This window comes from Amniculibacterium aquaticum, from assembly GCF_003852705.1.
GTDB lineage: Bacteria > Bacteroidota > Bacteroidia > Flavobacteriales > Weeksellaceae > Amniculibacterium > Amniculibacterium aquaticum.
On the sequence record NZ_REFA01000021.1, the window covers coordinates 19,453 to 39,530 of the forward strand.

The 20,078-nt window shown below is 36.9% G+C and carries 20 protein-coding genes; 12 read left to right on the forward strand and 8 right to left on the reverse strand.

Going from position 1 to position 20,078, the window contains the following annotated elements; translation table 11 throughout:
• Positions 1-50: 50 nt before the first annotated feature.
• Positions 51-644 carry an HD domain-containing protein gene (locus EIY84_RS09300; protein WP_124642493.1) on the reverse strand — a complete coding sequence of 198 codons (594 nt, stop codon included), beginning with the start codon at positions 642-644 and terminating at the stop codon, positions 51-53.
• Positions 645-825: 181 nt separating this feature from the next.
• Between EIY84_RS09300 and dnaX the strand changes: the two genes are divergently transcribed.
• The 5 genes from dnaX (at position 826) to EIY84_RS09325 (ending at position 5,240) form a co-directional block, all read left to right on the forward strand.
• On the forward strand, positions 826-1,908 hold the full coding sequence (dnaX, locus tag EIY84_RS09305) for a DNA polymerase III subunit gamma/tau (RefSeq protein WP_124642495.1): 1,083 nt from the start codon (positions 826-828) through the stop codon (positions 1,906-1,908).
• 101 nt (positions 1,909-2,009) lie between these two features.
• Positions 2,010-2,540: a hypothetical protein gene (locus EIY84_RS09310; protein ID WP_124642497.1), complete on the forward strand. Its 531-nt coding sequence runs from the start codon at positions 2,010-2,012 to the stop codon at positions 2,538-2,540.
• Positions 2,541-2,571: 31 nt separating this feature from the next.
• Entirely contained in the window at positions 2,572-3,648 is a 1,077-nt protein-coding gene (locus EIY84_RS09315) for a chorismate mutase (protein WP_124642499.1), read from the forward strand.
• Positions 3,649-4,575 (forward strand): ribosome small subunit-dependent GTPase A, encoded by a 927-nt coding sequence (gene rsgA / locus EIY84_RS09320; RefSeq protein WP_124642501.1) that lies wholly within the window; start codon positions 3,649-3,651, stop codon positions 4,573-4,575.
• A gap of 278 nt (positions 4,576-4,853) precedes the next feature.
• Positions 4,854-5,240 (forward strand): acyl-CoA thioesterase, encoded by a 387-nt coding sequence (locus tag EIY84_RS09325; protein WP_124642503.1) that lies wholly within the window; start codon positions 4,854-4,856, stop codon positions 5,238-5,240.
• 10 nt (positions 5,241-5,250) lie between these two features.
• Here the strand turns inward: EIY84_RS09325 and EIY84_RS09330 are convergent, their stop codons facing one another.
• Positions 5,251-5,901 carry a protein-L-isoaspartate(D-aspartate) O-methyltransferase gene (locus EIY84_RS09330; protein ID WP_124642505.1) on the reverse strand — a complete coding sequence of 217 codons (651 nt, stop codon included), beginning with the start codon at positions 5,899-5,901 and terminating at the stop codon, positions 5,251-5,253.
• Between the two features lie 115 nt (positions 5,902-6,016).
• Between EIY84_RS09330 and EIY84_RS09335 the strand changes: the two genes are divergently transcribed.
• The 5 genes from EIY84_RS09335 (at position 6,017) to EIY84_RS09355 (ending at position 11,100) form a co-directional block, all read left to right on the forward strand.
• Positions 6,017-6,988 carry a Gfo/Idh/MocA family protein gene (locus EIY84_RS09335; protein WP_124642507.1) on the forward strand — a complete coding sequence of 324 codons (972 nt, stop codon included), beginning with the start codon at positions 6,017-6,019 and terminating at the stop codon, positions 6,986-6,988.
• A gap of 263 nt (positions 6,989-7,251) precedes the next feature.
• The gene (locus EIY84_RS09340) at positions 7,252-7,998 is read left to right on the forward strand and encodes an electron transfer flavoprotein subunit beta/FixA family protein (protein ID WP_124642509.1); all 747 of its coding nucleotides are present in this window, start codon (positions 7,252-7,254) and stop codon (positions 7,996-7,998) included.
• 43 nt (positions 7,999-8,041) lie between these two features.
• Complete coding sequence (locus EIY84_RS09345; RefSeq protein ID WP_124642511.1) at positions 8,042-8,989, forward strand: electron transfer flavoprotein subunit alpha/FixB family protein; 948 nt, start codon at positions 8,042-8,044, stop codon at positions 8,987-8,989.
• A 117-nt stretch (positions 8,990-9,106) separates the two neighbouring features.
• The gene (locus tag EIY84_RS09350) at positions 9,107-9,703 is read left to right on the forward strand and encodes a bifunctional nuclease family protein (protein ID WP_124642513.1); all 597 of its coding nucleotides are present in this window, start codon (positions 9,107-9,109) and stop codon (positions 9,701-9,703) included.
• A 17-nt stretch (positions 9,704-9,720) separates the two neighbouring features.
• Positions 9,721-11,100: a nucleoside permease gene (locus tag EIY84_RS09355; protein WP_124642515.1), complete on the forward strand. Its 1,380-nt coding sequence runs from the start codon at positions 9,721-9,723 to the stop codon at positions 11,098-11,100.
• A gap of 28 nt (positions 11,101-11,128) precedes the next feature.
• Here EIY84_RS09355 and EIY84_RS09360 read toward each other — a convergent pair whose 3' ends face one another.
• The 6 genes from EIY84_RS09360 to EIY84_RS09385 form a co-directional block, all read right to left on the reverse strand.
• Positions 11,129-12,430 (reverse strand): glycosyltransferase family protein, encoded by a 1,302-nt coding sequence (locus EIY84_RS09360; protein ID WP_124642518.1) that lies wholly within the window; start codon positions 12,428-12,430, stop codon positions 11,129-11,131.
• A complete protein-coding gene (locus EIY84_RS09365; RefSeq protein WP_124642520.1) occupies positions 12,430-14,988 on the reverse strand; it encodes a YfhO family protein in 2,559 nt (852 codons plus the stop codon). Before EIY84_RS09365 ends, EIY84_RS09360 begins: the two co-directional genes overlap by 1 nt.
• A gap of 151 nt (positions 14,989-15,139) precedes the next feature.
• A complete protein-coding gene (locus EIY84_RS09370) occupies positions 15,140-15,364 on the reverse strand; it encodes a hypothetical protein (protein WP_124642522.1) in 225 nt (74 codons plus the stop codon).
• A gap of 23 nt (positions 15,365-15,387) precedes the next feature.
• Complete coding sequence (locus EIY84_RS09375; protein ID WP_124642524.1) at positions 15,388-16,425, reverse strand: DUF6263 family protein; 1,038 nt, start codon at positions 16,423-16,425, stop codon at positions 15,388-15,390.
• Between the two features lie 75 nt (positions 16,426-16,500).
• Positions 16,501-17,226, reverse strand: a complete 726-nt coding sequence (gene rlmB, locus EIY84_RS09380; protein ID WP_262696916.1) for a 23S rRNA (guanosine(2251)-2'-O)-methyltransferase RlmB — start codon at positions 17,224-17,226, stop codon at positions 16,501-16,503.
• 96 nt (positions 17,227-17,322) lie between these two features.
• Positions 17,323-17,793, reverse strand: coding sequence for a DinB family protein (locus EIY84_RS09385; protein ID WP_124642526.1), 471 nt, complete (start codon positions 17,791-17,793; stop codon positions 17,323-17,325).
• 256 nt (positions 17,794-18,049) lie between these two features.
• Between EIY84_RS09385 and EIY84_RS09390 the strand changes: the two genes are divergently transcribed.
• Positions 18,050-19,054: an AAA family ATPase gene (locus EIY84_RS09390; RefSeq protein WP_124642528.1), complete on the forward strand. Its 1,005-nt coding sequence runs from the start codon at positions 18,050-18,052 to the stop codon at positions 19,052-19,054.
• Between the two features lie 18 nt (positions 19,055-19,072).
• Positions 19,073-19,936 (forward strand): DUF58 domain-containing protein, encoded by an 864-nt coding sequence (locus tag EIY84_RS09395; protein WP_124642530.1) that lies wholly within the window; start codon positions 19,073-19,075, stop codon positions 19,934-19,936.
• Positions 19,937-20,078 lie beyond the last annotated feature (142 nt).

Here is a 20,078-nt window from a genome sequence, read left to right on the forward strand (position 1 = left end):
TAGTAAAAACGAAGATTGTGGACAATATTCCACCTGATTTGATACGGATTTTAATCTTTGATTAAGTATCCCAAGTCTAAACTTTTTTGAATGAGGATGTCAAAAGCCTGTCCCATTTCGGTAGAAGCTCTTTTGATGGCCGTCTCTAACATCCCTCTCACTTGGCTTTCTTTGACATTGGCTTCTGTCCAGCTTTTGGCTTCGGTATGGGTGTTCAGGATAAAAGGCATGATTCTGTCGATGGCACATGCAAAAATTGCATCGGCACTTTGCTCTTCTTCAAATTCGATCCACAGATTGAAAAAATCCGTTCGAAGCGGCTCACTAAGGATTCCAAAGATTTTTTTGGCTGCGGCTTTTTCTCTTTCGAATTTGCCTTCCATTTTTGCTTCATCAAACAGGAAAGTGTCTCCAGCATGAATTTCGACCAAATCGTGAATGGATAGCATTCTAATTACCCTTAACAGATCAATGTTTTCCTTGTTTTTGGCATAGGGGAAAAGAATTTGTGCTAAAATAATGATTTGCCAGCTGTGTTCTGCAGTGTTTTCTCTGCGACTATCGTCGGCGTTATAATTTCTGCGGTTTACATTTTTTAGAGCGTCCACCGCCAAGATGAATTGTATTTCTTTGTCAATAATCATAGGTTGAATTGTATTATGCAAAGTTAGTGTTTTTGAATAATTTTAAACGAAGGCTTGCATTTATAACTTTGTAGAAACCTAGATTTTTTATCCAAAAAAAATATAAATATATTTTGGCTTGTTAATAACTTTTTAAGGATGCAAAGTTGTGCTAAAAGAAAAAAAATAATACTTTTGGACAATGGAAAATTTCATCGTATCAGCAAGAAAGTATAGACCGCAAGAGTTTGAAACTGTTGTGGGACAATCGCACATTACCGATACTTTGGAACACGCCATCGACAACAACCAGTTGGCTCAAGCTTTATTGTTTTGTGGACCTAGAGGTGTAGGGAAAACCACTTGCGCAAGGATTTTAGCTAGAAAAATTAACGAAAAAGACGGATCGACTTCCGAAGATGGATTTGCATACAACATTTATGAGTTGGATGCGGCATCCAACAACTCGGTGGACGATATCCGTGACCTGATCGACCAGGTTCGTTTTGCACCACAAGTAGGGCAGTACAAAGTGTACATCATCGACGAGGTGCACATGCTTTCTCAAGCGGCTTTCAATGCTTTTTTGAAAACTTTAGAAGAACCTCCTGCGCATGCCATTTTTATCTTGGCAACCACAGAAAAACATAAAATTATCCCAACCATTCTTTCCCGATGTCAGATTTATGATTTCAAAAGAATTACCATTGAGGATATCGAAAATCATCTTAAAAAAATTGCCGAAAGAGAGCACATTCAATATGAAGATGATGCGCTTTATTTGGTAGCACAAAAAGCAGATGGAGCACTTAGAGATGCACTTTCTATTTTTGACCGTCTTTCAACATTTACTCAGAAAAACATTACCCTAGCCAAAGCTGCAGAAGTTCTGAATATTTTAGATTACGATCAGTATCTTAATATGGTCGATTTGGCAAAAGAAAATAAAATTCCGGAGGTCTTATCCGCCTTTAATGAAATTGTAAAAAAAGGTTTTGATCCACATTTGTTCATTGCAGGATTGGGACACCATTTTCGCGATTTGATGATGGCTCAAAATCCATTGACTTTGGAACTGATCGAAGTGGGCGAAAAAACCAAACAGAAATTTGCCGAACAGTGTCAGAAATGGACACCTCAACAATTGATTGATGGTATTGAAATTTGTAACCATGCCGACATTAATTATAAAAATTCTAAAAATCCGAGATTGACTGTAGAAATTGCTTTGATGCAACTGAGCAGTCTAACCGCCGGTTTAGAACCTAAAAAAAAAAATTCTTAATATTAGCTCCGATCTTTAGTGAGATCGATACAAAAACGGTAACCCAACCTAAAACAGCCAAAGAAAATACCGCTTCAACTTCTGTTGCTACCGAAAAAAAGGTGGTTAATGAACCTCTTCATGAAATAAAAAAAGTGGTTGAAAAAACCTCGCAACCCATTTCTTCCAGTTTGGGAAATTCTAAATTTTCCATCCAAGGCTTTCTGACAAAAAAAGAAGAAAAAGAAGAAAACAAATCTGCGGATGCTAACACCGAGAAGCTTCCTAGAAATCATTTTACCGAAACCGATTTGCAAAACGAATGGAATTATTTCTTGAAAACTTTGCAAAAAAATGATGCAGTTGCGTACAACGCCATCAACGGATTTTCTGTCGTAAAAATTGGTGAAGATGATATTGAAATTACCTATTCATCGGAATCTGCAAAAGAAGAGTTTGATAAATGCAGGGATCAATTTGTCAATCATTTCAAGCAAAAAGTACATCATTACACCCTTAACCTAAACTATAAAAAAGTGGAAGGTGCTGTCAAGGTAGAAATAATCACCAAAAGGAAAAAATTTGAAAAGTTGGTTGAGATCAATCCATTATTAAAGGATTTGAACGATTTGCTCAATTTTGATCTTTCATAAATCTTTATCTTTGCAAGTCATTTATTAGCTTATGAACCTAGATTCCATCCCCAACAATTGGTTAAAACAATTTCCTCAGCCTTTATTCATTGCCGGACCGTGTTCTGCAGAAAGTGAACAACAAATGTTGGAGACGGCCAGCAGAATAAAAAATTCTGCGGTGGAAATTCCCATTTTTAGAGCCGGAATTTGGAAACCGAGAACCAAACCTAACGGTTTTGAAGGGGTAGGAACGATTGGTTTGGAATGGCTAAAGAAAGTGAAAGAAGAATTTGGTTTTCTAACGGCTACAGAAGTAGCAAATGCCCATCATGTCGATGCTGTACTAAAAGCCGATGTCGATATTTTGTGGATTGGTGCCCGATCTACCGTCAATCCGTTTACCGTTCAAGAAATTGCCGAATCTTTGAAAGGAAGCAATAAAATTGTATTGGTAAAAAATCCTGTAAATCCAGATTTGGCTTTGTGGGCAGGAGCTTTGGAAAGATTGCTGGCTCAGGGGATAGAAAATTTAGGAGTGATCCATCGGGGTTTTTCTTCTTATCAAAAGACACAGTATCGTAACATTCCCAATTGGCAATTGGCTTTGGATTTTAAACAACAATATCCCAACATTCCGATTTTGGTAGATCCTTCTCATATTTGTGGCAACAGAAATACTTTAGCAAATGTAGCACAAACCGCTCTGAATGTCGATTATAACGGTGTGATGATCGAAAGCCATTGCAATCCGGATAAGGCGTGGAGCGATGCACAACAACAAATTACGCCCGAAGAATTGGACCTTCTTTTGCAAAATTTGAAACTTAGAAAAACCCAAATTTCCGGTTTTGATGAGGAAATGGAAAGACAAAGAACCCTGATTTCTGATTTGGATTTTCAATTGATTGAAATTTTGTCTCAAAGAATGAAAATCTCCGAAAAAATTGGAGAACTGAAACATAAAAATAATGTGATGATCTTCCAACCAGAACGCTGGAAATTCATACAACAATACGCCAAAGAAAAAGCCAACGAAACCGGTATGACACAAGAATTTATCGAGAAAATATTTAAAACCATTCACGAAGAAAGTGTCGAGGTGCAAAACCATATTATGAAAGACTAAATGAGAGGATTAATTACAAAATCGACCGGAAGTTGGTACCAAGTTTTGGAGTTGGAGACCCAAAAATCCTACGAAGCCAGAATTCGTGGCAAATTTAAGCTGATCAAAAGCCGATTGACCAATCCGCTTTCTGTGGGCGATTTTGTGGAGTTTCAGTTGGAAGCCGACGATATCGCATGGATTACCAAGATCGAATCCAGAAAAAATTACCTGATCCGAAAGTCGGTCAACCTGTCCAAAGAAGCGCATATTATTGCTTCCAATGTCGATGTGGCTTGTTTTATTTTTACCTTAAAACATCCCGAAACTTCTCTCGGCTTTTTGGATCGCTTCTTGGCTTGTTGCGAGGCGTACAACATAGAACCACTGATTTTGATGAATAAAACCGACTTGCTTTCTGCAGAAGAATTGGAGTTGGTGGATATGATCATCGAAGATTATGAAAAAATTGGTTACAAAACTCTGAAAACTTCATCTGTTTCTGGAGAAAATTTAGATCTTTTAAAAGGAAAGATTTCCCATAAAGTTTCTGTATTTTTTGGACATTCAGGATGTGGGAAATCCACCTTGGTCAATGCCTTGCAACCTGGATTAAATCTAAGGACATCCGCCATTTCTGAAGTTCACCTCAAAGGAAAACACACCACAACATTCGCTCAAATGTTTTTTTGGGACTTTGGAGGTTCGGTAATTGATACTCCGGGAGTTCGGGAATTTGCCATGATAGATGTCGATAAATACGAAATTCAGCATTATTTTCCGGAAATTTTCGCAACCGGAAGATTGTGTAAATTTCACAATTGTATGCACATGAACGAACCCAAATGCGCTGTGGTAAACGGTGTCGAAAATGGTGAAATCTTAGAAAGTCGATACGCTACATACCTCAAATTGGTGGAAGAAGCTGAAGATTTAGAAGATAAATAATTATTAAATTGATAAAATAGGTCTGATTTACAGGTTGTTTTTTGATGTTAATTCTGATAGAATAAATAAATAATATAAAAAGTTTAAAATTTTGAGATTTGTTTATATTTGTAATCTCAAATTAAAGGTGAATCGTGTGAGAATCACGAACTGTCGCGCAACCGTATTTTGTCTGGTACAACAAGTCGGATCCCTGAAAGCTTTCGCGAACTGAAGTAAAAGTCACAATTGGACTTTTATTCATTTCATCATTAAATTGAAAATAAAATTATTAAGAAATGAATTACGAAGAGAAGATTAAAAATTCCGAAACCCATGTTTTTAAAGTGGTTTTCCCCAATACCACCAACCATCACAACACCATGTTCGGAGGAAAAGTTATGGAAATGATGGACGAAGTTGCCTTCATAACAGCGACTCGTTTCGCAAGAAAATCTTTTGTAACGGTAAGCTGCGACCGCATCGATTTCAAAAAACCCATTCCGGCAGATACTTTGGTTGAACTGATTGGTAAAGTGAAATATGTTGGAAACTCAAGTGTGAAAGTGAATATCGAAATCTACATGGAAGAAATGTATGCCGATACCAGAGAAAAAGCCGTTTCCGGAGATTTTACCTTGGTTGCTGTTGGCAAAGACAAAAAACCGGTTAAAATTTTTGATTAATTAAAAGGCTCTAACGATTGGTATCTCCCAACATTGGAACAAACTTGTATGCCCCGAATTCTTCTTTTTCAAACTCAGTTTCAGAAATTTTAGTAAAACGGAATAAGGTTTGTTCCTCCTCGGGTCCCAACGGGATCACCATTATTCCTCCAATTTTCAATTGTTTCAGCAATTCAGAAGGCAAGATGGATGCTCCACAAGTAACCACTATTTTGTCGAATGGAGCCAGATGGGGCAGTCCTGCAAAGCCATCACCAAAACTCTGAAAGTAGGGACTGAGCTTTATTTCGCTCAGTTTATTTTTAGAAAAATCATACAAATCTTTTTGCCTTTCTATGGTGTAGACCAAAGCACCCATTTGTACCAAAATAGCCGTTTGGTAGCCACAACCTGTGCCTATTTCTAAGATTTTTTCTCCCGATTTTACTTTCATCAACTCCGATTGTTCGGCAACGGTGGAGGGATGCGAAATGGTTTGTCCGGCTGCAATAGGAAAGGCTCTGTCTTCGTAAGCAAAATCTTCAAAAATACTTTCCATAAACAAATGCCTAGGAACGAGGTTGATTGCAGAAAGTACATTTTCGTCAGAAATAAATAAACGATCTCGTAAATATTCAACAAGAATTTTTCTTTTTCCTTTGTGTACAAATGTATCTTTCATAAGGGCTAATCGGGTGTTCTATGGATTGCAACAAAACTATTCTTTTTAAGCTAAAAAAACAAGTGCCGATTGGGTTGCTTTTTCAAAATGTTTATCTTTGGAAAAATTTATTTTTATGTTAAAAGCAGGTCTTGTTGGAGCTGGACATTTGGGTAAGATTCACCTAAGACTTCTTCAGCAATCAGAACAATATGAATTGGTTGGTTTCCATGACAAAGATGTGGAAAATGGAAAAAAGCTGGAAGCCGAATTGGGTTATGCATTTTATGAAAATTTCGAAGATCTTTTGTCGAAAATTGAAGTTTTGGACATTGTAACGCCCACACTTTACCATTACGATTACGCCAAAGCAGCCATCGAAAATAAAAAACATTTTTTTATAGAAAAGCCCATCACCAAAACCTTGGAAGAGGCAGAGGAAATTCTAAAACTTTGTCGTGAAAATGGAATTAAAGCTCAGGTAGGACATGTAGAACGATACAATCCTGCATTCATTGCAACCAAAAGCTACATCCAAGATCCCATGTTCATTGAGATCCACCGTTTGGCAGAATTCAACCCAAGAGGTACGGATGTTTCGGTGGTTTTGGATCTGATGATTCACGATTTGGATATTTTATTAAGTTTGGTAAAATCTAAAGTAAAAGCCATCCATGCGAGTGGAGTAGCGGTGGTATCCAAAACACCGGATATTTGCAACGCCAGAATCGAATTTGAAAACGGTTGCGTTGCTAACCTTACCACCTCCAGAATTTCGATGAAAGCCATGAGGAAATCAAGATTTTTCCAAAAAGATGCCTATATTTCTGTAGATTTCTTGGAGAAAAAAGCCGAGGTAATCCGCATGAAAGAAGCTCCAGAAAACCCTTCGGATTTTGATATGATTATTGAAAATGCTGAAGGCGAGAAAGCTCAAATCCTATTCGAATATCCAAATATAGAGAGCAACAATGCCATTTTAGACGAGCTGAATTCATTTGCGTTGGCCATCAAGGAAAACCGCCCTGTTGAAGTTTCTGTTGAAGACGGTACCGAAGCTCTAAAAGTGGCTTTAGAAATTATGAGGCTCATCAGTAATGTGAATTAAAATCTCAATTATTCATTATTCATTTCAAAGACAAAAGACTCTCTTTTTTGTATGCAGTTTTGGAATAATTATAAAAATGAAGTTTTTGCAATATTTAACAAAAAACAACAATTAAAAAAATATTTCGATTAAAAAGATATAAGTCTTGTGTAATGTACAAAGTATTACTTTAAATGCTAAGAATAACAAAACGCAATTTAGTATGCATGCATAATATCTTTTTTTATTTATCTTTACCAAAATTTTAAAATCAATCATTAAAAATGAAAATATTAGTTTGTATCAGCAGTGTTCCGGACACTACTTCTAAAATTAATTTTACGGCAGATCAATCTGCTTTTGATAAAAACGGAATTCAATGGGTAATCAATCCTTTGGATGAATTTGCTTTGACCAAAGCGGTTAAACTTCAAGAATCACAAGGTGCAACGGTAACCGTGGTTAATGTGGGTACTCCAGATACCGAAGCGGTTATCAGAAAAGCGTTGGCCATTGGTGCAAATGATGCCATCAGAATTAACCAAGATCCAAAAGACAGCTATTCTGTAGCAAAAGAAATTGCACAAGTTGCACAAAATGGAGCGTACGATCTAATCCTTTGTGGTAAAGAGTCCATCGATTATAACGGAGGTTCTGTACCGGGAATGTTGGCTCAGTTATTGGACCAATCTTTTGTAAATGCGTGTATCGGTCTTGAAGTGAATGGAAATGAAGCTAAGGCTGTTAGAGAAATAGAAGGCGGAAAAGAAACCGTTGGTGTAAAATTACCTGCTGTAATTGCCGGACAAAAAGGAATGGTTGAAGAAACAGAATTGATCATCCCAAACATGAGAGGGATTATGTCTGCAAGAACGAAACCTTTGCAAGTGGTAGAACCTACAATTACGGAAGTAAAAGTAGAAGCTGTAAAATTCGAAAGCGCACCAGCCAGAGCTGCAGTAAAATTGGTTTCTCCAGACAATATCGATGAGTTGGTTCGTTTGCTTCACGAAGAAGCCAAAGTAATTTAATCGATTGTTTTAATCATTCATTTTTAACTTTAAAATAAAAAAAATGGCAATATTTGTTTACGCTGAAAATATAAACGGAAAATATAAAAAATCTGCTCTAGAAGCAGTTTCTTATGCAAAATCGATCGCAGATTTGGCAGGAGATACGGTAACGGCAGTAACCATAAACCCAACGGATGCTTCAGATGCTTTGTACCAATACGGTGCTTCTAAAGTCATCAAAATAGAGAACGAAGCGTTGAAGTCTTTTAGCTCCAAATCCTATGCAGAGGCTCTAAGCCAAGCAACAAACGGAAATATAATAGTACTTCCACACAGCACAATGGCGTCGTCCATCGCTCCTATGTTGTCCATCCAGAAAAACTATTCGTTAATTACCAATGCGATTGCAACTCCAGAAAGTGTATCTCCATTCCAAGCGAAGAGAAAAGTTTTCTCCGGAAAAGGATTTATGATGGCAAAAGCCGATGCTTCTGGCGTTGTGGTTACTGTTGCTCAAAATGCTTTTGGAGTGAAAGCCAATGCAGTTAGCGGTTCCGAAGAAAGTCTAGCAGTTAATGTATCCGGAAACGACATCCAAGTGATCTCTCACGAAGAAGCTTCAGGAAAATTAGATCTTAAAGAAGCTGAAATCGTAGTTTCTGCCGGTAGAGGAATGAAAGGTCCTGAAAACTGGGGGATGATTGAAGATTTGGCCAATGTATTGGGAGCTGCAACAGCATGTTCAAAACCTGTTTCCGATATCGGATGGAGATCTCACTCAGAACATGTTGGACAAACCGGTAAGGCAATTTCGCCTAACTTATACATCGCTGTAGGAATTTCTGGTGCCATCCAACATTTGGCAGGTGTTAATGCCTCTAAAACCATTGTAGTCATCAACAACGATGCTGAAGCTCCATTCTTCAAGTCTGCAGATTACGGAATTGTTGGTGATGCCTTCCAAATTATCCCAGCTCTTACTGAAAAAATTAAAGCGTTGAAAGGATAATATTCGTTTTAAATAAATATTAAAGTTCGGATTTTTTCCGAACTTTTTTTATGGTTACTGTACTGAAAATTACAGGACAGAAGTACAATTTGTTAAAAAATAAAGTATATTTGTTTTATGGATTATAAAAGATTGATAATAAGAGGGATTTCCTATAGCCAAACCCAATCTGGAGCGTATGCACTGCTGTTGGAACATGAAGAAACCAATGTGAAATTACCCGTAGTGATAGGTAATTTTGAAGCTCAATCAATTTCTTTAGGATTGGAAAAGGATCTACAACCGCCCAGACCGTTAACTCATGATCTGTTTACAAAATTTATGATCTCGACAGGCTTTGAAGTGGTATCGGTAGTAATTTATCAAATAATTGACGGTGTCTTTTTTTCCAATATAAATTTAAGAAACTCAAGTTCTGGAAATGAAATGATTTTAGATGCCAGAACTTCTGATGCTGTAGCCATGGCAGTTCGTTTTGATGCGCCTATTTTCACCACCCAGCAAGTACTGAACGAAGCCGGAATTCTTTTGGAAATTGAAGAAAAATCTTTAGAAGATGAAGTTTTTATTTCTGAAAATACCACGAACAATTGGGAAAACATTTCAACATCCGACCTTCAGGTGCTTTTAGAAGATGCCGTAAAAGACGAAGATTACGACTTGGCGATGGAACTGCAAGAAGAAATAAAAAGAAGAAACAAGAAAATAGATTAAGTAAACATATCAATTAGATGAATTTTAAATTAAAACTTACCCTACTCAATTTTTTTCAATTTTTTGTTTGGGGTGCTTGGTTAATTACCATAGCCAATTACTGGTTTGGAAATAAACATTGGGATGGGACCAAATTTGGACTGATTTTTTCGACCATGGGGTTTGCTTCCATTTTTATGCCTACTCTAACAGGAATTATTGCCGATCGATGGATAAATGCCGAAAAACTTTACGGTGCACTACAAATTGCGTATGCTGCCGTCCTCTTTAGTTTGCCACAAGCAGGAGATCCAAATGCTTTTTTTTGGATGATGTTCCTCGCCATGTGTTTCTACATGCCTACCATTGCACTCAATAATTCCATATCCTACAACATTTTGAAAAACAGTGGCGGCGATGTTGTCAAAGATTTTCCACCCATCAGAGTTTGGGGAACAGTAGGTTTTATTGCAGCCATGTGGATCACCAATCTATCGGGCAGCAAATCCAATGAATATCAGTTTTACATTGCCGGGATCTCCGCTTTGTTGTTGGGTATATTCTCTTTTACATTACCCAAATGTCCACCTCAAAAATTAATTGACAAAAACGCAACCATCATCCAAATTTTAGGGTTGGATGCTTTTAAATTATTTAAAAGCTACAAGATGGCCTTGTTCTTCTTTTTCTCCATGTTTTTGGGTGCTGCTTTACAATTAACCAATGCGTATGGAGATGTTTTTTTGGATGAATTCAAAAACTTTCCCAAATATGCAGAATCGTTTGTGGTGAGATACTCTACCATCATCATGTCGATATCTCAAATTTCCGAGACTTTATTCATCTTGGCCATTCCTTTTTTCTTGAAAAAATACGGGATCAAAACGGTGATGCTCATTTCCATGTTGGCTTGGGTATTAAGATTTGGTTTGTTTGCCTATGGTGCTCCAACAGGTTTCGGATTGGTACACATCATCCTTTCCTGCATCGTTTACGGTATGGCATTTGACTTTTTCAATATTTCCGGATCTTTGTTTGTAGAGACCCAAACCGATTCCAAAATTCGTTCTTCAGCTCAAGGTTTATTCATGATGATGACCAACGGTTTTGGAGCTGTTTTAGGGAGTTTGACCTCAGGTTGGTTAATCGATAAATTCTTCACCCATTCTTATACCAACGCAACAGAATTGGCAAATCATTTAGAAACCTCGGTGGACAATGCTGCTTTTCTTTCGTTCTTAGGAAATCAAAAAATCGATATTTCGGCAGATCACATTTTGTCTCAAGCCGTTATGCTTAGAGATTGGCACAGCATCTGGCTTTCTTTTGCACTCTATGCATTGATTATTGCCGTGTTGTTTGCCGTATTTTTTAAACACAAACACAATCCTACAGAAGTAGAATCTGTTAGCCATTAAAAATAAAAACCGCTGAAAAGCGGTTTTTTTATTGCAATAAATTCAGTTGTTCAACGAGTAATTTTGCAGTGTTTTTTCTTGAAAATTCATCAATGTGTTCAGGTGGATTTTGATTGAAATTCATCTTCCAATTTTCAAATTCTTTTAAAATAAAAGACTTTAAAATTTCAGATTCTACCTGGTATTCGAAATGTTTTCCAGATTGGGTCCTGCTTAATATTTTTTCTACATCGGCATTTTTGGGGCCAAAGGATAGTATGCTTTTTCCGGTAGCCAAATACTCAAATAATTTCCCTGGAATAATTCCTTTAGAATTGTCATTTGGGAAATTTGTGATGAGCAAAACATCCGATCGACTCATTTCTTTTAAAGATTCTTGATGACTGAGGTAGCCACAATCGTTCAATACCGAGCTTAGATCTGTCTCTTGAATATTTCTGAAAATCTTATCATCTAACCTGCCTACAAATTTTAGTTGAAAATGTTTTTTGAACTCGATATTTTCAGATAAAATTTCGTTCAAAACCTTCCAAAGGATTTCAGGATTTCTTAGTTGCTCCAAAACTCCGATGTAACTCAGGGTGAATTTTTCATTTTTTTCAGAAGATTGGCCGGTAGCAACTTCCACATCAAATCCGTTGGTGATGCAAACCGCATGAGCTCCTTTTTTCCTGAAATTTTCGGCATCGGTGTAGCTGGTAGCCAAGGTAAGATCGGCATTTTGGAAAACCAATTTTTCCAAATCGCGGTGTTTTCTATCCGAATTTTTAGTTAATTTTAAATGTTTGTAGTACGAAATCTCAGTCCAAGGATCACGAAAATCGGCGATCCATTTTAACTTGGGAAAATATTTTTTCAGACCCAAACCAATCAAATGCACCGAATGGGGAGGACCTGTGGTTACCACGGCATCAAAATGATTTTCTGTAAGATATTTTTTAAGATACTTGGTAGAAGGTTTCACCCAAAAAACTCGAGCATCGGGAATAAAAAAATTTCCTCGAACCCAGATGGAAAGTTTGGACTTCCAACTTTGGTTTTTAGCAACATCAAATTGTCCGGCTTTAAATTTTTTATTGCTTTTGTTCAGTTTTTCAGCCCATTGATACGGTTCCCAAATTTTTTGTTTTATGAGGTTCAGACCCTTTGGTACTTCGGCATTCAGACTTTCGTCCAACAAAGGATAACTGGGATTTTCAGGGATGAAAACCGTAGGTTGCCATCCGTTTTCAGGCAGATATTTTACAAACTTCAGCCATCGCTGTACGCCTGGACCTCCTGCTGGAGGCCAATAATAAGTGATAACGAGGATTTTTTTATTCTCAACCATTAGTACAATGGAATTTTATTTTTTCTTGCCCAATAAACTCCACCGGCTGTAAGCAGAATGAAAATGCAGAATGCAATCATCGAAAATATTTTTCCTTTCTCGATGACTTCTGGTTCGAAGACCATATTAATAAGATGATTTCCTGCCGGAACATAGACTGCTCTTAGCAAATAATCCGCTTTTATGTACGGAACTTCTTTACCATCCACCTTCATTTTCCATCCTTTTGGATAGTAAATTTCCGAAATTACTGCCAATTGTGGTGTTTTTGAAGTCGTTTTCAGTTCAATTTCATTGGCTTGATATTTTGTAAGCTGAATGTTTGCCGTACTGTCTGCAGCCATTTTTTTATCCTTAAAATAAGCCTTGTCGGTTTCAGAAACCACGGCTGTTTTTTTGGTGATGATTTTCCCTATCTCATCAATTTCTTCATTTGGAGTTTTTACAAACTTTACATCCGAAACAAACCACGCATTCCCGTTGGCCAATGGATTGATCTGAACTTCTGGTTTTTCTACAGAACCTCCAACAATATATTTGGTGTTCAGCATGTTCAGTATTTCCGGGATTTGTTGCTGTTTGTTTTTATCTTCAGAATAAAAATAATGGTTGATAAGATCGTCGTACCTTCTTAATTTCACAGCGTGATAACCGCCTACAGACGATTTGAAATAGGAAGTATTGTTCTCGTTGAAAGGGCTTATCAGTTGGTTGAAAATTCGGTAATGCGTTTTGTCTTTATCCGCAATGGTTTCCAAAGTTTTGTTGATGGGTGCATACGCCAAAAGCGATTGCAGGTTGGGATTGTCACCGACTTTTTCCACCAATAATTCAGAACTTTCGGTTTGGAAAGGATTATCAGCAAAAACTTTATCGATGAAATTTTCCTCGTTCAAATATCGTTTATCCACCGTCCACAAATCGAATAAGCTCACCAATCCAATGATGATAAGCGCGATGTTTTGTGAGATTTTTTTCTTCAAAACCAACCACATTGCAGCAGCGGTAATCAGAATATAGATCATGGCTTTTATGGCATCGGCTCGGAACATTTTTTGTCTTTCATCCACCAAATAATCCAACAGCCAAGCCGGTAGATAGGTGTTTTCTGTATCGTTGTGGAAACCTAAAATGGCCTTACCAAAAACCAAAAGTAAGAGGATGAAACCGAGTACAGATCCAGAAATAATTAAGAATTTTTTAGTTTTCTTTTGTTCTGCAAGTTCATTTTCTTCAACCGATTCAAATTCATCTTTCGTATTGAAAAAATGATACAAACCAACAATAGCCAAGAGTGGGAACAACAATTCAACCACCACCAAAATAGAGCTTGGTGCTCGGAATTTATTATAAAAAGGTACAAAGTCGATAAAGAAATCCGAAAGCGGCATGAAGTTGCTGCCCCAAGCCAATGCGACGGTCAAGATGGATGCTCCCAATATCCAATCTCTGTATTTTCTTGGTGCAAAAAAGAATCCGATAATGGCCAAGAAAACCACTACTGCTCCTTGATAAGCCGGTCCGGAAGTTCCAGGTTGCTCGCCCCAATAAGTTGGGCTTTGCAGACCTTTTACAATATTGTCCACTTCGTTTTGTGAGGTGGCATTGTCTTGTACCAATTGTTGTATTTGGCTCATCATTTCTTCGCTGCCTTCTTCTTGGCTGCTTCCGCCCATTAATCTTGGGATAAAGAGATTCAGCGTTTCCATTTTTCCGTAACTCCAATTCAGAATGCTTTGTTTGTCCATTCCAGATTTATCAGAAGAATGTTTACCGTTATCCAAAATTTGTTTTCCACGGATGGTTTCTTTGATGTATTCGGAATTGGCCATAATTCTTTGGGAATTCATGCCTACACCCAAAATACACGCCAATCCCACAACTGCTGTTGCTATTGAAAAATGTTTCCACGAAGTCTTTTTTTGAATGGCTCGAATCAATTCTGACAAGAACAAAAAGCCCAATCCCAAAAACAAATAATAAGTCATCTGCGGGTGGTTTGCGGCCAATTGCAATCCCATGAAAAGGGTAGTGATGAAAAAACCAAGGACATATTTTTTACGAATATAAACCAATAAAATCCCTGCCAAAACCGGTGCAAAATAGGCTATGGTGTGTACTTTTCCGTTGTGCCCCGCAGCGATGATGATGTAAAAATATGTTGAAAAACCAAAAAATAAAGCGCCCAAAAGTGCATATTTCCAATTTTTTACGGCGACCATTCCCAATAGGAAAAATCCAGCCATCAGAACAAATAAATAATTGACCGGTTTGGGGAAAGAAAATAAAACTTTATCTATTTTTTGGATGAAATCGCCACGAAATTGGGCACCCATTTGGTAAGTGGGCATCCCACCAAACATGGAATCGCTCCAATAAGTTTCTTTGTCGTTTTGAGCTCTGTAATCCAAAAGTTCTTTTGCGTGGCCTTTGTATTGCACAATATCGTGTTGAAAGAGTTGCTTGCCGGAAAGTACAGGATTGGCATAGAAAAAGGCCAATAGAGCAAACAAAATAAGGCTTGCCAAGATGAAGATTATTTTTTTATTTTTTTCCATAAAATTGAGGAATTGGTCTTAATTTTTAATGTTTATTTAAAAAATCAATCCTCCGAAGTTGTAAAACCTCGAAGGATAAATTCTATTTTAAGATATTCATTTTTATTTCGTTCATACAAAATAATGGGTTGAATGATCGTTGAAAATCGTTCTATTTTTTTTGTTCAACCTCTTCATAATCCACCGTTTCGGCATCCCATTTTATTTTTTCCTCTTTGGGTTTATTTTTATTTTGGGACTGGGTATATGGATTTTGTTGGGCTTGGAATTTCTTGCTTATTGATGTATAAAAATAGTTGGAGAATATTCTTTTCAGCATATTCCAAACAAAGAATATGATGATGGTGCTAAGAATTAATTCTAAAATATATTTCATTTTACAAATAATTTTCCCTTTTATTAAGGATTAACTTTTATGCTTGTGGTGGTGGTGCTGGTCATCGATTGACTTTGCTTTCCATCGGTCATGCTTTCTTTCTGAGTGGTTTTTACAGAAATATTTTGGTTTTTAATCCACCCGGTATTCTGATCAAAAGTAATGGTTCCGTTTTGTGCCAATTCAGAACTCATGCTGTGGGTGATACCGCCTTGACTTTGTTTTTCGGTTTTATTTGGGATACCGCCTTTTATGGAAATTGTCGCAACTCCGTTTCCAACGCTGGTTAGGGTATAGGTGGTCTTGAGATTTACCTTTCCATCGGCGGACATTTTTTCATTCTCCACCCATTGTTCACCAATTTTTGCTCCTTTTGCGGGTAAAATCAAAATGTTTTTAGAAAACTGCTCCTTCAATGTTTTTTCGTTGAAAGAATTTTTCATGTTTTCTTTCATCCCGTTGATGATTTTTTGATCTTTTGTCAGTCCAGAAAGGGTTTTGGTGATTTTTGCATACACCGGATCAAAGCCTGTAATGGATAAGATTTTGCCTTTGTCATCCATTTTCATTTGCAATTTGTTTTCGGTTAATGCTTTTTGCATGGCCCATTCTTGTTTTAAAGCTTCTTCTTTGGGGCTGGATTGTTTGGTATCGATCACCAATGATTTTCCATTTCCGGATTGTACTGCTTTTTTAGAGATGAAATTGATGGTCATGTCATAGACATGGTCTTTATATCCGTTCACTGTAAAACTCACCTCGTCTGTTCCCTCGTTGGTACCGCTTTGGGATTTTCCGTCGGGAGCCGTAACGGTCATCACTTGTTTTTGGAATGTGGTGAAAGGATAGGTTTTGCCAATTTCTAATTTGAATGTTTGATGATAAACGCCCAAGCTATCTTTGATGGCAGGGTGCTCTTCCACCGTTTTCACCGAATCTTTTGGAACTTCTACGGTAACAATTTTTCCGGTTTTTTCGTCAACTTTTGTGATTTTTGTTGTTTCTTTTTTACAAGAAATTGCAAGTATGGATAAAAATGCAAGTGCAGTTACTTTTCTCATTTAATTATTTTGATGTTGATAACAATTAGTCCTTTACAGATCTATTTTGTTTCAATTTAAAAGTTAAAATTTATGCTAAATTTTTGTTAATTTTTGTCTCACCGCTTCGTAAAGGATGGCACCACAAGCTACAGAAACATTTAAACTCAAGGTTTTACCTTCGATGGGGAGTTTTATTTTTTCATCGGCATGGTGCAGGACTTCTTTAGAAATACCCGTTTCTTCGTTCCCCATTACCAAAACACAAGGTTCGGTAAAACTAACATCATAGATGTGTTTTTGGGCTTTTTCTGTTGCAGCAAATACCGTTACGCCACTTTGTTGAAGGAAATCTACCGTATGTGCCAGATTTTTTTCTTTGCAAATTTTGATGTTATAAATGGCTCCAGCAGAGGTTTTTATCGCATCAGAATTAATTGGTGAAGCTCCTTTTTCAGGAATAATAACGGCATCAACTCCCACGCATTCTGCCGTTCTGCAGATTGCTCCAAAGTTTCTAACATCGGTCAGTCTATCCAGCATCAATAGGAAAGGGGTTTTACCTTCTTCAAAAAGTTGAGGCAACAAGTCTTCAATTTTATAAAAAGGAACATCCGAGATAAAAGCCACAACACCTTGGTGGTTTTTTCTGGTAAAACGGTTCAGTTTTTCTATCGGAACATAATTTGCTCTCAGGTTGTGTTTGGCCAAAAGTTTTTTAAGATCAGCAACAATAGGACCTTGCAAACCGTTTTGTAGAAAGATTTTGTCTATGGTTTTTCCCGCTTCTATGGCTTCCATAACGGGTCTAAGTCCGAAAATAAAATCTTTTTCACTTTCTTTTTTTTCAGAAGAATTATTATGAAATTTAGGTCTTCTATCGTGATTATTTAGATTCACTATTTTATAATTTTTTAATTAATATTTCTCGCCAATAATGGCTCTTTTTTGTGCCATAACATATCCAAAATGCAAGCATTCGTGCATGTTGTTGAAGATGATGGCATCTTGGATGTTTTTTAGATCCATACCAAAACTGGTGGTGTAACTGGTATAATCTGTAAAGAAATCGGCATCGTAATCTTTCATCAAAATTTTGGATGTTTCAATCAACAAGAACGACAAATCTTCAATCTCATCGGCAGATACATTCAGGTTAGCAAGTGTTCCTTTTTTATAAGTTTCAACCCAATATTTATCAATTCTAAAAGGGTTATCGCTCAGGTAATAGTGCAAAAGTTGTTGGGTAGCTACGCAATGGGCAATGTTCCAATAAATGTTATTGTTGAAGCCGTCTGGGATAAGTAAAAGATCTTCCTTTGAAGTATTTTGTAAGATGTCTAAAAGATTTTTTCTAGTCTGTCTATGTGCTGTGAAATGGTAATTCATTGTATTTCAAAAAATATCGTCAAAATTACTGTATTATCATGAGATGTACAAAAAATGAATGGCATTAGAAAGATTTGATGGATTAGCAATATTTGTGTGAAAATCAGAGGTTTTCATGATGGATTACAAAACTTTAGCTTTCAAAATTGAATTGTCAGAATTATATTTAACAAATTTTAACTTACAACTGGCATTAATTGTGTTGAGTATTCTTAAAAAAAATCGCAATTTTACGGAATATTTCAATTATTGTAGCATGTCTGAAACTCATCAAGCTGAAGAAATTAAACAACTCAACGAAAAAGTTCAACAACTGAATTTTTCATTCTCCTTACTAAAACAAGAAATCAATAAAGTCATCATCGGCCAACATTATATGTTGGATCGTTTACTCATCGGACTTTTGGGTAATGGACACATCCTTTTGGAAGGTGTACCAGGTTTGGCAAAAACTTTGGCGATAAAAACTTTGGCAGAAGCCGTGGACGGTCAATTTTCTAGGATACAATTTACCCCGGATTTGTTGCCGGCAGATGTGGTTGGTACTCAAATTTATAATGTAAAAGACAACGATTTCAAAATTAAAAAAGGTCCTGTTTTTGCCAATTTTGTTTTGGCCGATGAAATTAACCGTGCACCATCCAAGGTACAATCGGCATTGTTAGAAGCCATGCAGGAAAAACAAGTTACTATCGGTGATGAAACCATGGCCTTGCCCAAACCTTTTTTGGTATTGGCTACTCAAAACCCGATCGACCAAGAAGGAACCTATCTTTTGCCCGAGGCACAAAGCGACCGTTTTATGCTGAAATGCAAGATCGACTATCCTGAGTTTGAAGATGAAAGAAGCATCATGAGAATGGTATCTACTTCGCATCAACCTCAAGTAAAACCGGTAATCAGCCTCCAACACATTGTGGAAGCCAAAGAAATCATCAACAAAATATATTTGGATGAGAAAATTGAAAAATACATTTTGGACATGGTTTTTGCCACTCGTTATCCTGAAAAATACGGACTGAGCGAACTGAAAAATTATATCAGTTTTGGTGCCTCTCCAAGAGCCTCCATCAATTTGGCCATTGCTTCTCGTGTTATGGCTTTTCTCAATAATCGTGCTTTTGTAATTCCTGAAGATGTAAGATCCATTGCAAAAGATGTTTTGAGACATCGTATGGGACTAAGTTTTGAGGCCGAAGCGGAGGAGGTAACCACGGAGGAAATTGTGGATAGAATCCTAAATAAAATTCAAGCTCCATAGAAAAGCGTAAGGTTGAAAATGGAAATCAAAGATATCATCAAAAAAGTAAAGCAAATCGAAATCCGAACCAAAAGGAAGTCCGAAGCTGCACTTATGGGACAATATCATTCGGCGCTGAAAGGGCAAGGGATGACTTTTTCCGAGGTGAGAACTTACCAGTTTGGCGATGAAATACGAAGAATAGACTGGAATAAAACGGCCCGTTTCCAAGAACCTTTTGTGAAAATTATGGAAGAAGAAAGGGAACTGACCGTAATGCTTGTGGTCGATGTTTCTGCTTCCATGGACTACGGAACCCAAGTCTCATTAAAAAGAGAATTTGTCGCCGAAATATGTGCCAGCATTGGCTTTTCTGCCGTTTCCAATAACGACAAAGTAGGATTAATTCTTTTTTCGGATCAGATACAAAAAGTAATCCCACCAAGAAAAGGCAGACAGCATGTATTGTCCATCATATCACAAATCCTAACAGTCGAATACAAGCCTTGCACAAGCGATTTGGACGGTGCCATGCAGTACATGATGAATGTGTTTAAGAAGAAATCTTTTATTTTTATGTTTTCGGATTTCGAAGACGGTTTTTCCAACAAAACACTAAAAGTTACGGCTAAAAAACATGCGCTGTTGGCCATGAGAATTTATGACGACAAAGATCAGCAAATTCCAGATATCGGTTATGCCCGATTTGTAGATGCCGAAACCGGGAAACAATTCTGGGTAAACACTTCCAACAGCCGTTGGCGTTATGAATTTGCTGAAAAACAAAAACAAAAATTGAGACAGACTCAAGAAGTTTTCGAAAATGCTTCGGCAGGATTTTTAAATTTAAAATCCGGTGAGGCTTATGCACAAAAGCTTCTAAGGTACTTTCAACAGAAATAACTTATTTGTATTTATTGAACTTGTTTAAAGTAAAAAAATCGATAAACACCTTTAAAAAAAGGCGTTAATTATTTGTTTAAAAGACTGGTATTCAGTATATTAGAGGAAAAATAACTACAAATTTCTCTATGCAAAAGAATAC